This is a genomic window from Lactiplantibacillus paraxiangfangensis (genome assembly GCF_036246185.1).
In the GTDB taxonomy this organism is placed as follows: Bacteria; Bacillota; Bacilli; order Lactobacillales; family Lactobacillaceae; genus Lactiplantibacillus; species Lactiplantibacillus paraxiangfangensis.
The window spans coordinates 1-19,416 of sequence record NZ_BTPW01000003.1; the positions used below are offsets into that span (position 1 = coordinate 1).

A 19,416-nucleotide genomic window follows, 5' to 3' on the forward strand; every position below is an offset into this window, starting at 1 on the left:
GATAAACCTATGATAATTGCTAACTTTTCTTCAGGTGTAAATCTAGTTCTAGGCATAATAAAATCCCCTTAAGCATTGATAGATGAATTATTGTTTTTCATCTGTCAACCTTAAGGGGACTATAGCAAATTGCGGGTGGCTTTTTTTTGCTTGCTGGTTGGAAGTCTAGTAAATCAGTGCTGAGACAATGTTCGTATTTCGCTTCATAAATATATTTATAGACTAATTGTTTTAGTTATCCGCCAGCAGATAACGATAGGCCGATATTTCTTTGCTAGTCAACCGTTTAGCCTTTGATTGTTGGTTAATAAGATTAATATTCTCAGCTAAAAACACGAACGATTAAAAGTTAATTTATCGATAAAGTTAAGAAATTCGTTGACAGGCCGAACGATGGTTGCTAAACTATGGGTGAAAACAAGGAAAGAGGGATCGAGATGGCAAAAGTTGGTTTGATCATGGGTTCGATTTCCGATTGGCCGACCATGCAGGTGGCGGCCAAGCAACTGGAAGCAATGGGAATTACGTACGAACGGCATGTTATTTCGGCGCACCGGATGCCGCAAACGTTACAGGAATACGGTGAAAACGCAGTGCAAAATGGCCTTCAAGTCATTATTGCGGGCGCCGGGGGTGCGGCCCATTTACCAGGGATGCTGGCAGCGAATACGGTTTTACCCGTCATTGGTGTGCCGATTAAGACCCGGGCGCTGAATGGTGTCGATTCATTACTTTCAATTGTCCAGATGCCAGGTGGTGTCCCAGTAGCGACGATGGCAATCGGTGAGGCTGGTGCTAAGAATGCGGCGTTGATGGCCGCACAAATTCTTGGCTTGCAGGACCAACGAATTCAACGTGCAGTCAGCGACTTTCGCGACCAACAACGGCAGGAGGCTGAACAAAGTGAACGCCAATTTTAGGCAACCAATTTTACCGCCAGCCACGATCGGCATCGTTGGCGGTGGTCAACTCGGTCAAATGATGGCTTTGAGTGCCAAGGCGATGGGGTACCACGTTGGGGTATTAGACCCGACGCCCCAAGCACCGGCAGCTCAAGTTTCAGATTTTCAAATCATAGCGGATTACCAAGACCAGGATGCGCTGATGACCCTTGCAAAGCGTAGCGATGTCTTGACCTATGAATTTGAAAATGTTGATGAAGCAGCGTTAGAAGCTGCCCAACAATTTGCACAATTACCTCAGGGGACCGCGTTATTACATATAACCGGAAACCGGTTAAACGAAAAACAATTCTTACACGATCACGGTATTCCGGTCACGGCATTTGCCCCGGTCCACGATCAACAATCCTTAAATTATGCTTTAAACCGGGTCGGCACACCGGCCATTCTTAAAACGGTGACGGGCGGCTACGATGGACATGGTCAGACGGACCTGAACCAACCAGTTGTCACGCCAGCAGCTACAGCACTCATACAACATCCATGTATTTTAGAAGCGCGTCAGGAGTTCCAACTGGAAGTCTCAATCATGGTCACTCGTAGCGCTAGTGGTGTCGTAACCACGTTCCCCTTAGTTGAAAATCGACACCAACATCATATTTTACACACCACGATTGCCCCGGCAAACGTCCGGCCCAAGGTTCACGCAGCGGCCCGCAAAATTGCCGTATCAATTGCGGAAGCACTCGAATTACGTGGCGTTTTGGGCATCGAGTTCTTTGTCCTACCGGATGATACGTTACTCGTTAATGAATTAGCGCCCCGACCACATAATTCTGGTCATTATACGATTGAAGCCTGCAATATTTCACAATTTGAGGCGCACATTCGGAGTATTTGTGGGTTACCAATTCCGGCCGTTGTGCAAACGACGCCGGCCGTAATGCGGAACTTGTTAGGCACGGATTTGACGGTGGCCCGCAAACACTTAGTGGACCATCCCGAGTGGCATTTTCACGACTATGGGAAAGCGGAGATCAAACCGCAACGTAAGATGGGACACGTAACCGTTTTGAATCAAAATATTGATTTGGCACTAGCATCTTTGGATCTCTTGAAGGGAGAACAATAGGCATGACAACGACGTTTAAAAAGGGCGAATTATTATATACCGGGAAAGCAAAAGAAATGTATGCAACTGATGATCCAGAAGTTTTATGGGTGGAATACTTGGATCAAGCCACTGCGTTAAATGGCAAACGGAAGGTCGCCGTGGACGAGAAGGGGTTATTGAATAACCGAATCTCTAGTTTGATTTTCATGGACCTTGCCAAGCATGGTATTCCAAATCACTTCATTGAACAACTTTCCGACCACGTGCAACTGGTGCGCCGGGTCAAAATGATTCCACTGGAAACCGTTGTACGTAACGCTGCGTCTGGTAGTTTTGAACGCAAGTTTGCCGCTCCCCACTTAATGACTTTTGACCGACCAGTCTTAGAATTCTTTTACAAGAGTGATGCCTTGGATGATCCCTTTATTAACGATTCACAAGTCGCCGCACTGCAAGTTGCGGATGAGTCGACCGTTGCCGAAATGAAGCGTCAGGCATTGTTAGTTAATACGCGGTTGCAAACAATCTTTGATGAGATGAACGTCCAACTCGTTGATTTTAAAATCGAGTTTGGGTTAACGGCGGACGGCCACGTCTTGTTAGCTGATGAAATTTCACCTGATAGTTGCCGGTTGGTGGATAAAACCACTCACCAATCATTGGATAAAGACGTCTTTCGTAAGAACTTGGGTGATTTAACAACTGTTTACCAAGAAGTTTTGAAGCGTTTAGCGACCGTTGAAGGGGGCCAACAATAATGTACTTAGTAAAAATTTATGTGACCTACAAGCAATCCATTCTTGATCCTAAGGGTGAAGCCGTCCACGATGCTTTGCACCGGCTAGGCTATACCAACGTGGATGAAGTTGAATTAGGGAAGTACTTTGAAGTTAAAATGCACGCCGACAAGCGGCCAGTAGCCACGGAAGTTGACGAAATGTGTGATCAGTTGTTAGCAAACGTTAATATGGAAACTTACCGCTACGAAATTACCGAGATGGAGGCATTATAGCCATGAAATTTGCCGTACCTGTATTTCCCGGTTCCAACTGTGACTACGACATGGTCAACGCGTTACGGGATATTTTAAAGATGGAAGCGGACCTAGTTTCCGCTGATACAACGACTTTGACTGGTTACGACGCAGTTATTTTACCCGGTGGTTTTTCGTACGGTGACTACTTGCGGAGTGGCGCGATTGCACGCTTTTCCCCAGTCATGACTGCGGTTAAAGCATTTGCCGCTGCTGGAAAACCCGTGATGGGAATCTGCAATGGCTTTCAAATTTTGACTGAAGCGGGCCTATTACCAGGTGCGCTCCAAGCGAACCGGTCTTCGAAATTCATCTGTAAAACGAGTGAACTGATCGTTAAGAATAACCAGACCCAATTCTCTAGTGCCTACGCAGCGCAAGCTCATATTCAGTTGCCAATCGCACACGGTGAAGGCAACTACTACTGTGACGACGCAACGTTAGCATCGTTGCAGGAACACAACCAGATCATCTTTGAATACGTTGATAATCCGAACGGAAGCACCGCTAACATTGCGGGTGTGATGAACCAAGCTGGTAACGTACTTGGGATGATGCCCCATCCAGAACGGGCCGTTGAAGCGATTCTTGGTTCAACTGATGGTCTAGGTATCTTCCAATCACTGATTGCCGCTAATAAGGAGGTCACCCATGCTTAAGCAAACTGAATTAACGCCCACGCAACTACGTGATACCAAGGCGTATCGTGATTGGGGCTTAACGGATGCGGAATACCAGTTATTAACGGATGACGTTCTTGGCCGGTTACCAAATTATACGGAAGCTGGATTGTTTTCTGGCATGTGGAGCGAACATTGCTCCTACAAGAATTCCAAGCCCGTCTTGAAGAAGTTTTGGACGCAGGGTGAACAAGTTTTAGAGGGCCCTGGTGAAGGCGCTGGGATTATTGATATTGGTGATGGACAGGCCGTTGTTTTTAAAGCGGAAAGTCATAATCATCCGTCAGCTGTAGAACCTTATGAAGGGGCTGCAACCGGGGTTGGTGGCATTATCCGCGACATTTTCTCAATGGGCGCGCGTCCCATTGCGTTACTTGATAGTTTACGGTTTGGTGAACCCGACGATGCCCATACCAAGTATTTGATCTCACAAGTGGTGGCTGGGATCGGGGGTTATGGGAACTGTATCGGCATTCCAACCATTGGTGGCGATACCGTCTTTGACGCAAGTTACGATAAGAATCCGTTAGTCAACGCGATGTGTGTGGGGATTCTAAATCAAAAAGATATTCAAAAAGGGCAGGCAACGGGCCTCGGTAACAGCGTGATCTACGTCGGTGCCAAGACTGGCCGTGACGGGATTAACGGGGCGTCATTTGCTTCCGCTGAATTTAATGATGCTAAGGATACGCAACGTTCCGCTGTCCAAGTTGGCGATCCCTTTATGGAAAAGTTATTGATGGAAGCCTGCCTAGAAGTGATTCATGACCATCGTGATATCTTGGTCGGAATTCAAGACATGGGTGCTGCGGGATTAGTGTCATCATCCGCTGAAATGGCTTCTAAAGCTGGTAGCGGTTTGGAATTGAATCTTGATTTGGTACCACAAAGGGAAGCCGGGATGACGCCGTTTGAACTGATGTTATCCGAATCACAGGAACGGATGTTGTTATGTGTTAAAGCTGGTGCCGAAGCTGAAATTTATAAAGTCTTTGAAAAGTACGGTTTAGATGCTGTCACGATTGGAAAAGTAACGGATGGGCACCAATACCAGTTATTCCATCACGGCAAGCTAGTCGCGGATGTTCCAGTCGACGCGTTAGCAACGAAGGCGCCCGTTTACCAGCGGGATAAAAAACGGCCAGTCCGGTTGAACCATCAGAGCCATCACCAGTTCATGCCACGCATTGTGGATGCCACTGGCACGTTGAAAAAGATGCTACAGCAGCCGACGATTGCGTCTAAAAAATCTTTATACGAAACTTACGACTCACAGGTGCAGACGAATACCGTTGTGAAACCGGGATCGGACGCTGGGGTCATTCGTATTCGCCACACGGATAAGGCGTTAGCTGTGACGACCGATGTTAATGGCCGTTACCTGTACTTGAATCCACGGGTCGGTGGGGAAATTGCCGTTGCGGAAGCAGCGCGTAATATCGTTGCTTCTGGCGGGCTACCACTAGGGATTACGGACTGCTTGAATTACGGTAATCCAGAAAAACCCGACCAGTTCTACGACCTCGATGAATCGGCCATGGGCATTGCCCGTGCTTGCCAGTTGTTCAACACACCCGTTATTTCAGGAAACGTTTCGTTGAACAATGAATCCAATGGTGAACCAATTTATCCGACACCAATGATTGGAATGGTTGGCCTAATCAAGCATCAAAAAGACATTACGACGCAAGACTTCAAGCACGCTGGCGATGCCGTTTATGTCTTAGGTGAAACTGGTTCGGACTTCAATGGTAGTGAATTACAGAAGATGTTGACGGGCGACATTGCCGGTGAATTATTCGACTTTGACCTCGTCACTGAAAATCAAAACCAGCGCTTATTATTACGCGCCATTCAAAAAGGGCTAGTCGCCAGTGCCCACGACGTTTCTGAGGGCGGTCTGATTACGACGATTGCCGAATCTTGCTTTGGTAACGGGATTGGGGTCAAGCTAACCAGTGAGATTCCCGCCGCGGATTTCTTCTCTGAGACGCAGTCCCGCTTTGTGATTTCGGTCACGCCGGAACACCGTGCGGACTTTGAAAGTTTAATGGAACCATACGCCACTTATTTGGGGCAAACGACGGCAGATGACCGGTTATTTGTTCAGACGAGTGATCAAACCTTTGATTTGCCAGTCAGTTTTGCAAAACAACTTTGGGAAGGGGCTTTACCATGCCTACTGAAGTAAAAAGTTTAAATGAAGAGTGTGGCGTGTTCGGCGTTTGGGGATCACCAGATGCCGCTCAACTGACTTATTTTGGGCTCCACGCCTTACAACATCGTGGACAGGAAGGCGCCGGGATTACGGCTAACGACAATGGGACTCTGAAGTCAGAACGTGGTCTGGGATTGCTAGCTGACGTTTTCCGGGACCCGCGTCGATTAGAACGGTTGAACGGGACCGCTGCGGTTGGGCACGTCCGGTACGCGACGGCCGGAAACCATGGCCTTGAAAATATTCAGCCACTCGGGTTTAACTTCAGCGACTGCCAGTTTGCGTTAGCACATAACGGTAACCTGACAAATGCGATCACGTTACGACACCGGTTAGAAATGAACGGCGCAATTTTTCACGCTAGCTCCGACAGTGAGATCTTGATGCATTTAATTCGCCGGAGTCCCGCGGCAACCTTAACGGATCAGATCAAGGACGCTTTACGTCAGATTCACGGTGGGTTCGCCTACTTACTCCTAACCAACGACCGCTTGTTTGCGGCACTGGATCCGAACGGCTTACGCCCACTAGTGGTGGGACAGTTACCAACGGGTGGTTACGTGGTTTGTAGTGAGACGTGTGCGCTCGATGCCATTGGCGCAACGTTCATCCAAGACGTTCAACCGGGAGAATTACTGACGATTGACGATAATGGCTTGACGATTGACCATTACACCACTGATACCCAGTTAGCCATTTGTTCCATGGAATACATCTACTTTGCCCGCCCAGATTCCAACATTCACGGTGTAAACGTGCATTCTGCTCGTAAACGGATGGGCGCACAGCTCGCGAAAGAACAGCCAGTGGATGCGGACATCGTGGTCGGTGTGCCTAATTCATCATTATCCGCAGCGACCGGTTACGCTGAAGCCAGCGGGTTACCTTATGAAATGGGCTTGATCAAAAATCAATACTCGTCACGGACGTTTATTCAACCGACCCAAGCCTTACGTGAGCAAGGGGTGCGGATGAAGCTCTCCGCCGTTAAAGGGGTGGTCGATGGTAAGCGGGTCGTCCTGATCGATGATTCGATCGTGCGGGGAACGACTAGTAAGCGCATCGTCAAACTCTTGAAGGATGCGGGCGCGAAGTCCGTTCACCTGCGGATTGCGTCACCACCACTTCGCTATCCTTGCTTTTATGGCATCGATATTCAAACGACCCGGGAATTGATTGCGGCGCAGGAGACGTTACCAGAGATGTGTCGGACGTTTGGCGCCGACTCACTCGGATTTCTGAGTGAACAAGGTGTGATCGACGCGGTTGGTTTGAAGGTGGATGCACCGTATGGTGGGCTATGTATGGCCTATTTCAATGGCGATTACCCAACGCCGTTATACGATTATCAAACTGAATACGACGAAGAGATTAAACAACTACAAGCGAATAAGGGGTGATCCAGTGAGTGATGCGTATAAAAAAGCGGGTGTCGACATTAATGCCGGCTACGAAGTTTTAAAAACGGTCAAGAAAATGAGCGGTAACGCGCAACTGGGTGCCTTTGGCGGTTTATTTCCACTTAGTGCGGCGAGCGTGGCTAACGATCCCGTTTTAGTTGCGGGAACGGATGGTGTTGGCACGAAGTTGTTGGTTGCGATTGCGGCCAATCAACATACGACGATTGGGATTGACCTAGTGGCCATGTGTGTGAACGACATCTTAGCGCAAGGCGCGTTACCACAGTTTTTCCTCGATTATTTAGGCCTGGGGCACACGGACCAGGCGCGCGTGAAGGATATCCTCGCGGGTGTGGTTATGGGTTGTCAGCAGGCTCATACCCAATTGATTGGTGGAGAAACGGCAGAAATGCCCGACATGTACGGCGATGAACACTATGACCTAGCGGGCTTTGCGGTGGGAATCGCTGATCGACAAGCCCTCCTTAAGCCTGAAAATGTGCGGGCGGACGATGTGCTGATTGGCTTGCCTTCTAACGGGCTACATTCCAACGGGTTCAGTCTCGTGCGCGACATTTTATTCAAACAGCACCAGTTTGCTTTGGACCACGTCTTTGACGAACTGGGTCACGATTTACAAACGGAACTCTTACGCCCAACGAAAATTTACGTTGACGCCGTAGCGCCACTTTTGAAAGGAAAAACGGTGGCTAGCATTGCCCACATTACGGGTGGTGGCTTGATTGAAAACGTGGCGCGGGCCTTACCGCAAGGCTTAAGTGCCACGTTTGACGAGGGCAGTTGGCCAGTGCCACCAATCATGCCACTCCTCGCTCAACTCGGACAATTAACTGAAAGCGACGTGCGGTCAACGTTTAACTTAGGATTAGGCATGGTCTTGATCGTTCATCCTGAAAACGTGGCGGCCGTTACCGCTAGTCTTGCCGCGAATGATCAACCGGCTTACCAAGTAGGGACCGTGGCACCGGGAACGGATCCCGTGGTTTTCCAGGAGGCAACCCATGACTAAAAGAATTGCGATTTTTGCTTCAGGGACGGGAACTAACTTTGATGCGTTACACCAAGCGATTACGACGCGACAGTTACCAGTTACGGTGGCGTTGCTAGTTTGTGATCAGCCCGATGCGCCGGTTATCCAAAAAGCGCAGGCGGTCAACGTGCCCGTCTTGATTGTGAATTTTCGTGACTACCAGAATAAGGCTGCGGCGGAAGACATTATTTTAACTGCGTTGCAGGCACATCAAATTGAAGCCGTCCTATTAGCGGGCTACATGCGAATTATTGGGCCAACGCTATTGAACGCGTATCCGCATAAAATCATCAACATCCACCCGGCCTTGTTACCCCATTTTCCAGGCCGACACGGGATTGAAGATGCGTTTGCTGCGGGGGTCAGTGAGACCGGTGTAACGATTCACTATATTGACGCTGGTATTGATACTGGTCAGATTATTGAACAACGAGCCGTACCCGTTTTACCTAATGATACGGTGGATACTTTAGCAACTAGAATCCATGATTGTGAACATCAATTTTATCCCGACGTGCTACAAACACTCATAACTAAAGGAGCTATTTAAGATGACAAAACGTGCATTGTTAAGTGTTTCTGATAAACAAGGTTTGACCGATTTCGCAAAGGGCTTAGTGGCGTTAGATTACGAACTGGTTTCGACTGGTGGGACTAAGAAGGCGCTGGAAGCTGCGGGCATTCCCGTGATTGGAATTGAAGAAGTCACGGGATTTCCTGAAATGCTCGACGGTCGGGTTAAGACCTTGCATCCCAAGGTTCATGCAGGCTTGTTAGCACGCCGAGATTTACCTGCACACATGGCACAATTAAAAGAAGCGGGCATTACCCCAATCGACATGGTCGTTGTTAACCTTTATCCATTCAAGGAAACGATTCAAAAACCAGATGTGACCCAAGCCGATGCCATCGAACAGATCGATATTGGTGGACCATCGATGTTACGTTCCGCAGCTAAAAACTTTGCAGCTGTTTTACCAATCGTTGATCCCGCTGATTATGATCAAATCTTAGTGGACTTGCAAGATGATGACGTGACGCCTGAATTGCGGAAACGCTTAGCTGCAAAAGTGTTCCAACACACTGCAGCGTATGACGCGTTGATTGCCCAATATTTAACGACGGAAGAATTCCCCGACAAGTTGACACTCACTTACGATAAGAAGCAGTCACTGCGTTACGGTGAAAATAGCCACCAACAAGCGGCCTTCTACGAAAACGCCTTGCCAACCACTTTCTCCATTACGGCGGCCAAACAGTCGCACGGTAAGGAACTTTCTTATAACAACATTAAAGACGCGGACGCAGCATTACGGATGGTCAGTGAATACGACCAACCCGCAATCGTTGCAATGAAGCACATGAACCCGTGTGGTGTCGGTTTAGGCGATACGATTGAAGCGGCCTGGGATAAAGCTTACGCGGCGGATTCAATTTCCATCTTTGGTGGAATCATTGCGTCGAACCGTCCAGTTGACTTAGCAACGGCGGAAAAGATGCACGAACTCTTCTTGGAAATCATTATCGCGCCAAGTTTTGACGACGACGCCTTTGCCGTATTGGCCAAAAAGAAGAACCTCCGTTTAATGACGGTCGATTTTGACCAAGCACACACTGCGGACAAGTTTGAAACCATTTCTGTGGGTGGCGGGATGTTACGCCAAGAAGTAGACAACGCGTTTGAAACGCCCGCGGACTTCACCGTGGTCACGAAGACTCAACCAACGGAAGAACAACTCCGCGCTTTGGCGTTTGGCCAGCAAGTCGTTAAACACGTCAAGAGTAACGCCATTGTTGTGACGACCGCTGACCGGACCTTAGGAGTTGGTTCTGGTCAGATGAACCGGATCGATTCAACCAAGATTGCGATTGAAAAAGCAATGAGCAAACCGGGTTATGAAAATGCAATTTTAGCTTCTGATGCCTTTTTCCCAATGGATGACTGCGTTGAATACGCTGCGCAACATGGTATTCGGGCAATCGTTCAACCTGGTGGCAGTATTCGGGATAAAGATTCCGTTGCCATGGCTGACCGTTATGGGATTGCCATGGTCACGACTGGTGTTCGGCACTTCCGTCATTAATTGAAAGGTGGCAAACCATGGCTAAAGTTTTAGTTGTCGGAAGTGGCGGTCGGGAACATGCCATCGCTAAAGCAATGCTGGCGAGTCCCCAAGTGGAAATGGTCTACTGTGCACCGGGAAATCCCGGTATGCCGTTGGATCAGATTCAGACCGTTGCAATTGATGAAATGGATTTTTCTGGGTTAGTTGAATTTGCACGTCAAAATGCGATTGGCCTAACCTTCGTCGGGCCAGAAGTACCCCTTGCCGCTGGTATCGTGGATTATTTTCAGGCGGCGGGCTTGGCCGTGTTTGGGCCGCATCAAGCCGCAGCACGCTTGGAAAGTTCAAAGGTCTTTGCCAAGGAATTTATGGCGCGCCACCATATTCCGACGGCGGATTACCGGTTATTTCATAATTTGGCGGATGCGCTGGCGTATAGCCAAGAGCAACCCATCCCACAAGTGATTAAAGTTGACGGCTTAGCTGCGGGGAAGGGTGTGACCGTGGCCACCAGTTATGAACAGGCGAGTGCCGCTCTGACGAGTGCGTTTGAAACGACGGATACGGTACTGATTGAAGCGTTTGTGGCCGGTTTTGAGTTTTCACAAATGGTTTTGGTTGGTGGGGACCACTACGTTCTATTACCGACGGCGCAGGACCATAAACGGCTCAAAGATGATGATCAGGGGCCTAATACTGGGGGAATGGGGGCCTATTCGCCCGTTCCACAAATTACCCCAGCGATTATTCAGCAGACCATTCAGACGATTGTTGAACCGACCATGGCCGGTTTAAAAGCGGATGGCTTGAGTTTTGAAGGCGTCATTTACGTGGGTGGCATTCTAACGCCGGCGGGACCGCAAGTCATTGAGTACAACTTGCGGTTAGGCGATCCGGAAGCCCAAGTACTGTTACCGCAATTGGACGGGGACTTCTACCAAGTAATCGTTGATTTACTAGCGCACCGCCAGCCGGTGGTCAACTGGCAAACCGGGTCAACGTATTTAGGCGTGGTCGTGGCTGCACCTGGCTACCCGGGACCAACGGAAAAAGGAGTTCCAGTGCCAACCGTTCCCGGCGCATATTATGCGAGCGTCGCTGGTCAAGCCGGACAACTGGTCAGTGCGGGTGGTCGGCTCATGATGGTTACGGCGAAAGCAGCCGATTTGGCAGCAGCGAAGCAAGCAGTTTATGACCAGCTTGCAACCTTAGATTTAGATCGACTGGTTTACCGCCACGATATTGGGGCGAAAGGGCTGCAATCCAAATAGTTATTAGCGTTATCAGTGGATAATATAAAAGAAGTCCTGTGGATAAAAGGGTTTATCCACAGGACTTCTTTTATAAGTGTATTTTTAAATCACGTTTGAATTGCGTTGTGAACTAATCGGCGCTAGTTCGCGCGATTGTTGGCGAAAGGCCGTTGGTGAAATTCCACGCTGCTGCTTGAATTGTTTGATGAAGTACGTGTCGTAGTCGTAACCAACGGCCGCTGCGATGTCTGTGAGACTGATGCGGGTGTGAATCAGTAGTTCGTCCGCGACTTCTAAACGGTAGTGGGCAAGGTAGGCCATGGCGGTCATCCCGACCCTTGCGTTGAATTGCTGATTTAATGAAACGCGGTTGAGGTGGGCCGCGCTAACTAAGTCGTCTAAGGTGATCTTTGTGTCATAGTTCGCATAAATGTAGTCCAAGACGAGGTCGACCTTAGACGTTCCGTGTTCAGGATGCAAATCTTCGAGCACTTTTAAAATTTTGATCAAGTACGTTTTGATTCGGCAGACCCAGAGATGGTCACTCTGCGCAAAGACTTCACCGCCTAAAATGAAGAAGGCTTGGTGGAGCTTTTCAAATAAGGGTCGTTGAATGTTAAAAACTTTTAGCGGAGACGCTGACGCAGTGAAGTGGGCTAAATCGGCCAAGGGCGTCTTAATCTGATATTCCTGAGATTTAGAATACGGGACGGTCTCAAAAAAGTCCGGTTGAAAGCGAAATGCTTGGGCAGCCGGTTGCCGACTTTCCGTTAGTTGCCACGTGTCGTGGGGCGTTAAAAACAGGATGACCGGTGCCTTCAAGCTAACGGGGCGCTGGTTCAGGATACCCTTGACAAGGCCCGTCGTCACAAAAATCAGTTGAAGACAATTTGTAGATAGATTTTGAAAGGTAATGTGGGGAATAAAATCAATTTGGACATCACGTTCTTTATAGCGGTCACGGGGCATAAATTGTTCACTTCTTGCAAATAGTATAGTTAACCGTTAGTTATTATACAGTGTTTAAAAAGCTAATCAAAGGAAAATAAAGCTTGGCAAGCAGTTTCAAGAAATTACCGCAAAAGTTAAACATGACATTTGTCACCCAAAACTCATGACAAAGCGAACTACCGGCCATATCGTCATCCTGTTAACCTAAAAGTATTAAAGGGGGACGAGAAGATGCAACCAATTATTCAAGCAGAACACGTGAGGTTTAGTTATGTCAAAGACACCGTTCTAAAAGATATTAGTTTAACCATCAATCCTGGTGAAATCATTGGCTTAATTGGGAAAAATGGGGCTGGAAAAACGACACTCTTGAACTTATTGCTGGGTATACAGGCGAAAGATAGTGGACATTTGACACTGTTCGATGAAGTGCCGGGTGGGCCGTTATCTAAACAAAATATTGGGTCAATGTTACAGGGTGATTTGCCGATTCGGGGGGTTACAGTGGCGGAATTATTGACCATGGCCGCGGCACATTATGCGACGGCGTTACAACCGAAGCAGTTAATGCGTGATTTAGCCTTGACCGAATTGGCGCACCGCCAATTAACAACTTTATCAGGTGGGCAGCTACGGCGGGTCACCTTTGCGTTAGCTTTAATCGGCAATCCCCAACTTCTATTTTTAGATGAGCCAACGGTCGGGATGGATGTCAATGCCCAGCAGGCTTTTTGGGCACGCGTCAAGGCGTTAAAAACGCAAGGTAAGACGGTCATTATAACGACCCATTATTTACCTGAAATTGAACAAGTTGCCGATCGAATATTTTTACTACAAGGTGGACAGCTGGTCTTCAAAGGAACGTTTGCCGAGTTACAGCGGCAGTACCAACAAGTCGAGATTAGCTTTCAAACCTCGTTAGCATTGAGTACCTTTGAACCATTAGCTGGGGTGACGGCGGTAACTCAAGTTAAGCACGTTGTCCGCATTAGTAGTACGGATGGTGATCAAACCCTCCAGGCACTGGGACCGTATTTGTCACAATTGCACCAAGTGACCCTTAATCGAGAATCATTGGCGACTATTTTTGTTCATTTAACCAAGGAGGCCTGAAGATGAAACCATTTTTAGCACAATTAAAGTTTGACAGTCGGCGGTTGATTTTACGCAATTTTTCCTTTCAATTTTTTTCAATCCTGATGCCAGCGGGCTTTTATTTGTTATTTACCAAAGTGATGGTATCTGGAACAGTCCCAGTGAGTTTTAGCTTGAAGTACATGGCGAGCATGATTGTGTATAGTGGGACGATTAACGCGCTATTTGGGATTGCGTCAATTTTAATGCTTGACCGTGAAAAGGGCTTACTACAATGGTATCAGCTGACGCCATCAGGAGTTCAACCGTACTATCTATCAGTAGGATTTTGGAGTATAGCGATGAATGGCATTGCAATCGTGGTGTTGGGCGTGCTTGCTGTTAGTGTCAATCACGTGAGCCTAACAATCGAGCAATGGCTAGTGATGGCGGTGGTTGCGTTGGTTGGTCAGATTCCAACGTTACTGCTAGGAGTTCTGATTTCGTTTCTCAATCGCCTCGAAACGTTAAGTATCGTTAGTAATCTCATTACGTTTCCGATGGCGATTATAAGTGGGTTGTGGTGGCCGATGGCGATGTTACCAAGTTGGCTACAACCGATTGGTAAGTTGATGCCAACTTATTTCGTGAATAATTGGTTGGGCGCAGTGGCGACCCATGCGACGCTTGAAATAACAACTGTGATTGGTGTGGGCGCTTGGATTGGAATCTTGTTAATCCTCGTGATTGTGGGAACCCACCAGTTGCTTAAACGGGGGGATGGGGTTGTCAAAGCCTAAGTGGATGGCTCGCGTTAAGAATCTTGAATGGAACAGTTATATTTGGCTCGGTTATTTACCCTATTCAGTCGCAATTTATTTACCTGCCAAAACGATCCAAGCCTGGTTTTGGCTAAGCTTATTGGCCGTTTTCCTAATTTTGTATATTTTGGTTGTCGAAAAAGAGGCTTGGCGACCAGTGACAATCCCGCTGGAGTTACTTATCACTGGCTTGTTTTCAGTCTTTGGGGGAAATAATTATTTGATTATTTTTCCAGGCTGGCAAATTTCATTTATTTTGGTGCAATATCCTAAAAAGTATTTCTATTGGTTCTTGACCGGTTATTATGGGCTGATTTTAACCAGTATAATTGAAGTCTATCAAGCGAATCCTAGTTGGCATAACATTGAAGTTATGGGATTAGTGTTCCCACTCCTATCACCATTAATGGCCTACACGTTTTCTCGGTCGATTGTTCGACAGCGGCAACTCCGGCAAACCAATCGGCGGTTAGAGTCGGTTGTCCAACGGGATGAACGTGAACGGATTGCTCGGGACTTACACGATACACTTGGTCAAAGTTTTTCGATGATTACATTGAAAACGGAACTGGTTAAAAAGTTACTGGTCAAAGCACCAGAGAAGGTTAGTCCTGAACTTGACGACATTGCACGGACTAGTCGGGAAAATTTACAATTGGTCCGTTCGATTGTGAATGACCTTCATCAGAAGTCGATTAGTGAAGTCTTACTTGAACAAAATCGGAATCTCTTGGCGGCCAATGTTTGGTTGGTGACCACTGGCGAAAAGCAAGCGATTCAGTGGCCAACGACGATTCAGGGTGTGTTTGCGGCGACGTTGGTTGAAGCACTGACCAATGTGATTCGGCATGCACATGCTCATCAAGTACAGTTGGACTTTAGTGAAACGGCCGCACAGTATCAAGTTGTGGTTCAAGATGACGGTCGGGGTGGTTCTTTAGAACGTGCGGGCGCGAATGGCATTACGGGAATGCGGGGGCGTTTGTTGGAGGCACAAGGTACGTTTGAAATTGGACAGGCCGGTCGTGGAACCCAGCTGATTTTAACGTTACCTAAGGGGGGGAATTTGCGATGATTACAATCTATTTGGCAGAAGATCAGAGTATGCTGAATTCTGCTTTGACGCAATTATTAGAATTAGAAGACGACTTGCACGTGGTGGGATCGAGTGGCGATGGGCAAACTGCCTGGGATGAGTTGCAACGATTACAACCCCAAGTCGCAATTTTGGATATTGAAATGCCAGGTCTATCCGGTTTAGACGTCGCCGACCGGATTCAAAATAGTGAGTTCACGGCTAAGGTCATTATCTTAACCACTTTTGCCCAAAAGGCCTACTTTGAACGGGCGGTTAAAGCGCAGGTGGCTGGATATTTATTGAAGGATAGCCCTAGTGATGATCTGATTGCGGCAATTCGAAAAGTGATGAGCGGCCAGACGATTTACGCACCAGAGCTAGTGGTGAATATGTTATCCGCTGACCAAAATCCGTTAACTGCCCGCGAACTGGCCGTTTTAAAAGCGGCGGACCAGGGACTGCCCACTAAAGCGATTGCGAGCGAGCTATTCTTATCTGCTGGAACGGTTCGTAATTATCTGTCGGCAATATTTAGCAAGCTCGGTGTCCATAATCGGTTTGAAGCCGTTAGTGTGGCTAAGCATAATAAGTGGCTTAGTTAAGCGAGGTAAATCCTAACTAGTTGCATGAAAATATACATCAAAATCCCCGCCATAACAATGATTAAACCAATGTTATGGCGGGGATTTTTATGTTTTGATAGCTGTGTTGTTAAGCCACGAATGCAAAGTACAAGATGAAGACAATCATCATGACCCACATGAGGGCGTTAACTTCACGCCAACGGCCCTTCACACTCATCGTGATTGGGTAGAAGATGAACCCAACGGCCAGTCCTTCGGAAATACTGTACGTTAGTAACATCATAATCATGGTAAAGAAAGCGGGAACCGCAATCTCAAATTTCGTCCAGTCGATGTATTGCACGTTTGAAAGCATCAAAATGCCGACAATGATTAAGGCAGAAGCCGTTACAGCCGAGGTAATCACCGTTAAGATTGGTGAGAAGAAGGCAGCAACTGCAAATAAGATTGCGACGAAGACGGAGGATAACCCGGTACGGGCACCGACCGCGACGCCGGAAGTTGATTCGACGTAGGCCGTGGTTGGTGACGTCCCAAAGATAGCCCCAATCGTTGTTGCTAGGGCACCACTAAAGAGAGCTTTACCAACACCCTTAACTTCACCAGTTTTGTGGTTCACCATGCCGGCTTCGGTTGCGACGCCGACCAAGGTACCCGAAGTATCAAACAGACCAATGATGAAGAAGGTCAGGATAACGATAATCATTTGGAACGAATTAATATCCGTGATGTGGGTTAAGGCTTGACCGAAAATTGGTTGGACGCTCGGCACGCCACTGATAATACCAGTTGGCAGCGGGATAATCCCAAAGATCATCCCAACGACTGCGGTAATAAACATGCCCCAGAAGATCCCACCGGTGACATTTGCGGTGACTAGCATAACGCCTACGATGATCCCAAAGATTGCGAGTAGGACGGTGGGGTTGTGCAAGTTACCCAATGCGACCGCGTTGGACTTGCTGGCAACGATGATACCTGAAGTTTGTAGTCCAGAAAAGGCGATAAACAGGCCAATTCCGGCAGAAACGGCGTACTTTAACGCACTGGGAATCATGTTAATAAGCTTATCGCGTAACTTAGATAACGTTAATAGGATGAAGAGAATCCCAGCAACAAATACCCCGGCTAACGCGGTTTGCCACGGAATATGCCATTCCTGAACGACCGTGTAAGTGAAGAAGGCGTTGAGGCCCATCCCCGGTGCTAAGGCAACTGGGAAATTGGCGACTAGCCCCATCAACAAACAGCCGACGATGGTGGCAAGAACGGTGGCCGTGAAGACCGCCGTTTTGCTCATACCAGTACTCCCGAGTAGTTCGGGATTAACGGCTAAAATATAAGACATGGCCAGAAAAGTCGTTAAACCACCGATGAATTCGCGGCGGATTGACGTTCGGTTTTCCCGTAAATGAAATAGTTGTTCTAAAATTGCACTCACTCCTAAATTGATAAAAAGTTAACAATCACACAATTATCCAGTATAACATACCGGTTTTACGTGAAAAAGGGGTGTGTGGAAATCCCACTAGTTATCTGGTAAGTGAGAATTAATTTAGTAATAATCATGGCGGTTGTAAGCAAGAATTTTTATTTAGATATAAAAAGCACTTCAGAAAAGTCTAACTTTTCTGAAGTGCTTTTGGATAGCCTATTTAATTGAGAAGGGCTAGTGTTAGTCGTTTTCGTTTAGTCCGACTGATTCGTCATCGACCGTATTTTCAGCGGCGTGACGGTTGAATAATAAGTTGAGTAAGACGGCGGCTAAACTTCCAACGACGACCCCGTTGCTTAACATAATTTGTAAGGCGTTCGGAAGAAATTGGAAGATGTTGGTTTGAACGGTAACGCCAAGTCCTAACCCAATTGAGACGGCGGAAACCAGCAAATTATTGTTGTTACGGAAGTCGACCTGTGCAAGCATTCGAATCCCTTGAATCCCAACGATTCCGAACATCACGACCATTGCGCCACCGAGGACGGGGTCGGGGATGACGGTTGCGAGTGCGCCAATTTTAGGCAATAGTCCTAACACCACTAAAAATGCAGCGGAGAAGTAAATTGGTTTACGGGTTTTAACGCCGGATAATTGAACGACCCCAACGTTTTCAGAGAAGGTGGAGTAAGGGAACGTATTGAACAAACCACCTAAAATAACGGCGATTCCTTCGGCACGGTAGCCCCGTTTCAAATCATCACTTTCGATTTTACGACCAGTGATATCACCGAGTGCGAAGAAGACCCCGGTGGATTCAACCATCGTGGTTAATGAGACAAGAATCATGGTCAAAACTGATGACCATTCAAAGCGGGGGGTACCGAAGTAAAAGAGTGTTGGTAAGTGGAACCAGCTTGCTTCGGCGACTGGTTTCAAGGAAACCATACCCATGGCGCCGGCAACGAGCGTGCCGACTAAGATCCCAATTAGGATTGAAACGGACTTCATGAAGCCCTTCGCAAAGACGCTGATCAGTAAAATAATGGCAATGGTCAAAAAGCCAATTCCGAGGGCTGGTAAGCTGCCGAAATCTTTAGCGGTGGCATCGCCGCCACCGAGGTTTTGGAATGCGACGGGAATTAAGGTAAATCCAATAATGGTAATTAGTGAACCCGTAACGACTGGTGGAAAGAGGTGCTTGATTTTAGAAAATAGTCCGGCAATCAAGAAAATAAAAATACCGGCACCGATAATTGACCCGTACATGGTGCCAAGGCCGTACGTTTTGCCAATTTGAATCAGTGGGTTGACCGCTTGAACGGCACAGCCTAAAACGACGGGGAGTCCGATCCCAGTGAGTGGGGTGCGTTTTAATTGTAAAAACGTGGCGATCCCACACATGAAAATATCGATGGAAACTAAATAAGTCAATTGTTCCGTGGTGAAATGTAGTGCGGCACCGATTAATAGCGGCACGAGCACGTCACCAGAATACATTGCTAATAAGTGTTGAAAGCCTAAAATGGCAGCTTTGACACTTGAAATCTTAGGTGTTGCGGAAACTTCCTTCAAACCAATCTTCCTCCTCATTTTAGTCGTTTAGCCCCGGGGTTCTGCGGTAGACAAAAAGGGACACCCCGGCAAACGGGATGTCCTCGTTTGCTTATAGTCCAATCTTTACGGGATTGGGTAGAAACTCGTCAACCATATCATGACATTATATAGGCAATAAACTCGTATTTGAATGAAGATA

Annotated in this window: 18 protein-coding genes and 1 riboswitch; of the genes, 15 read left to right on the forward strand and 3 right to left on the reverse strand. The window is 47.5% G+C overall.

Annotated elements, in window-relative coordinates; all coding sequences use genetic code 11:
* Positions 1–437 precede the first annotated feature (437 nt).
* The 11 genes from purE to purD are packed head-to-tail and all read left to right on the forward strand — an operon-like array spanning position 438 to position 11,735.
* A complete protein-coding gene (gene purE / locus AAA939_RS01905; RefSeq protein WP_338209728.1) occupies positions 438–920 on the forward strand; it encodes a 5-(carboxyamino)imidazole ribonucleotide mutase in 483 nt (160 codons plus the stop codon).
* A complete protein-coding gene (gene purK / locus AAA939_RS01910) occupies positions 904–2,034 on the forward strand; it encodes a 5-(carboxyamino)imidazole ribonucleotide synthase (RefSeq protein ID WP_338209730.1) in 1,131 nt (376 codons plus the stop codon). The genes purE and purK overlap by 17 nt, the downstream gene beginning before the upstream one ends.
* A gap of 2 nt (positions 2,035–2,036) precedes the next feature.
* Positions 2,037–2,774 carry a phosphoribosylaminoimidazolesuccinocarboxamide synthase gene (purC, locus tag AAA939_RS01915; protein WP_338209731.1) on the forward strand — a complete coding sequence of 246 codons (738 nt, stop codon included), beginning with the start codon at positions 2,037–2,039 and terminating at the stop codon, positions 2,772–2,774.
* Positions 2,774–3,028: a phosphoribosylformylglycinamidine synthase subunit PurS gene (purS, locus tag AAA939_RS01920; RefSeq protein WP_057707408.1), complete on the forward strand. Its 255-nt coding sequence runs from the start codon at positions 2,774–2,776 to the stop codon at positions 3,026–3,028. Before purC ends, purS begins: the two co-directional genes overlap by 1 nt.
* A gap of 2 nt (positions 3,029–3,030) precedes the next feature.
* Positions 3,031–3,708: a phosphoribosylformylglycinamidine synthase subunit PurQ gene (purQ, locus tag AAA939_RS01925; RefSeq protein ID WP_338209733.1), complete on the forward strand. Its 678-nt coding sequence runs from the start codon at positions 3,031–3,033 to the stop codon at positions 3,706–3,708.
* Positions 3,701–5,920, forward strand: coding sequence for a phosphoribosylformylglycinamidine synthase subunit PurL (purL, locus tag AAA939_RS01930; RefSeq protein ID WP_338209735.1), 2,220 nt, complete (start codon positions 3,701–3,703; stop codon positions 5,918–5,920). The genes purQ and purL overlap by 8 nt, the downstream gene beginning before the upstream one ends.
* Positions 5,905–7,347: an amidophosphoribosyltransferase gene (purF, locus tag AAA939_RS01935; protein WP_338209737.1), complete on the forward strand. Its 1,443-nt coding sequence runs from the start codon at positions 5,905–5,907 to the stop codon at positions 7,345–7,347. The genes purL and purF overlap by 16 nt, the downstream gene beginning before the upstream one ends.
* Positions 7,348–7,351: 4 nt before the next feature.
* Positions 7,352–8,377: a phosphoribosylformylglycinamidine cyclo-ligase gene (purM, locus tag AAA939_RS01940; protein ID WP_338209738.1), complete on the forward strand. Its 1,026-nt coding sequence runs from the start codon at positions 7,352–7,354 to the stop codon at positions 8,375–8,377.
* On the forward strand, positions 8,370–8,948 hold the full coding sequence (gene purN / locus AAA939_RS01945; RefSeq protein ID WP_338209739.1) for a phosphoribosylglycinamide formyltransferase: 579 nt from the start codon (positions 8,370–8,372) through the stop codon (positions 8,946–8,948). The genes purM and purN overlap by 8 nt, the downstream gene beginning before the upstream one ends.
* A 1-nt stretch (position 8,949) precedes the next feature.
* A complete protein-coding gene (gene purH, locus AAA939_RS01950; protein WP_338209741.1) occupies positions 8,950–10,482 on the forward strand; it encodes a bifunctional phosphoribosylaminoimidazolecarboxamide formyltransferase/IMP cyclohydrolase in 1,533 nt (510 codons plus the stop codon).
* A gap of 17 nt (positions 10,483–10,499) precedes the next feature.
* Complete coding sequence (gene purD, locus AAA939_RS01955; protein ID WP_338209743.1) at positions 10,500–11,735, forward strand: phosphoribosylamine--glycine ligase; 1,236 nt, start codon at positions 10,500–10,502, stop codon at positions 11,733–11,735.
* Between the two features lie 84 nt (positions 11,736–11,819).
* Here purD and AAA939_RS01960 read toward each other — a convergent pair whose 3' ends face one another.
* Positions 11,820–12,686 (reverse strand): helix-turn-helix domain-containing protein, encoded by an 867-nt coding sequence (locus tag AAA939_RS01960; RefSeq protein ID WP_338209744.1) that lies wholly within the window; start codon positions 12,684–12,686, stop codon positions 11,820–11,822.
* Between the two features lie 213 nt (positions 12,687–12,899).
* On the opposite strand from AAA939_RS01960, the gene AAA939_RS01965 reads away from it, so the two are divergent.
* Genes AAA939_RS01965 through AAA939_RS01980 form a run of 4 tightly spaced genes read left to right on the forward strand, consistent with a single transcriptional unit; the run spans position 12,900 to position 16,243 of the window.
* Positions 12,900–13,781, forward strand: coding sequence for an ABC transporter ATP-binding protein (locus tag AAA939_RS01965; RefSeq protein WP_338209746.1), 882 nt, complete (start codon positions 12,900–12,902; stop codon positions 13,779–13,781).
* A 2-nt stretch (positions 13,782–13,783) separates the two neighbouring features.
* Entirely contained in the window at positions 13,784–14,542 is a 759-nt protein-coding gene (locus AAA939_RS01970) for an ABC transporter permease (protein ID WP_338209748.1), read from the forward strand.
* A 4-nt stretch (positions 14,543–14,546) separates the two neighbouring features.
* Entirely contained in the window at positions 14,547–15,638 is a 1,092-nt protein-coding gene (locus AAA939_RS01975) for a sensor histidine kinase (protein ID WP_338209869.1), read from the forward strand.
* Positions 15,635–16,243 carry a response regulator transcription factor gene (locus AAA939_RS01980; protein WP_338209750.1) on the forward strand — a complete coding sequence of 203 codons (609 nt, stop codon included), beginning with the start codon at positions 15,635–15,637 and terminating at the stop codon, positions 16,241–16,243. The genes AAA939_RS01975 and AAA939_RS01980 overlap by 4 nt, the downstream gene beginning before the upstream one ends.
* A 109-nt stretch (positions 16,244–16,352) precedes the next feature.
* Here AAA939_RS01980 and AAA939_RS01985 read toward each other — a convergent pair whose 3' ends face one another.
* Both AAA939_RS01985 and AAA939_RS01990 read right to left on the reverse strand, forming a co-directional pair.
* Positions 16,353–17,666, reverse strand: a complete 1,314-nt coding sequence (locus AAA939_RS01985; RefSeq protein WP_420914926.1) for an NCS2 family permease — start codon at positions 17,664–17,666, stop codon at positions 16,353–16,355.
* A 234-nt stretch (positions 17,667–17,900) separates the two neighbouring features.
* Positions 17,901–19,253 (reverse strand): nucleobase:cation symporter-2 family protein, encoded by a 1,353-nt coding sequence (locus AAA939_RS01990; RefSeq protein WP_420914927.1) that lies wholly within the window; start codon positions 19,251–19,253, stop codon positions 17,901–17,903.
* Positions 19,254–19,309: 56 nt separating this feature from the next.
* Positions 19,310–19,408, reverse strand: a riboswitch (purine riboswitch).
* Positions 19,409–19,416: the final 8 nt, after the last annotated feature.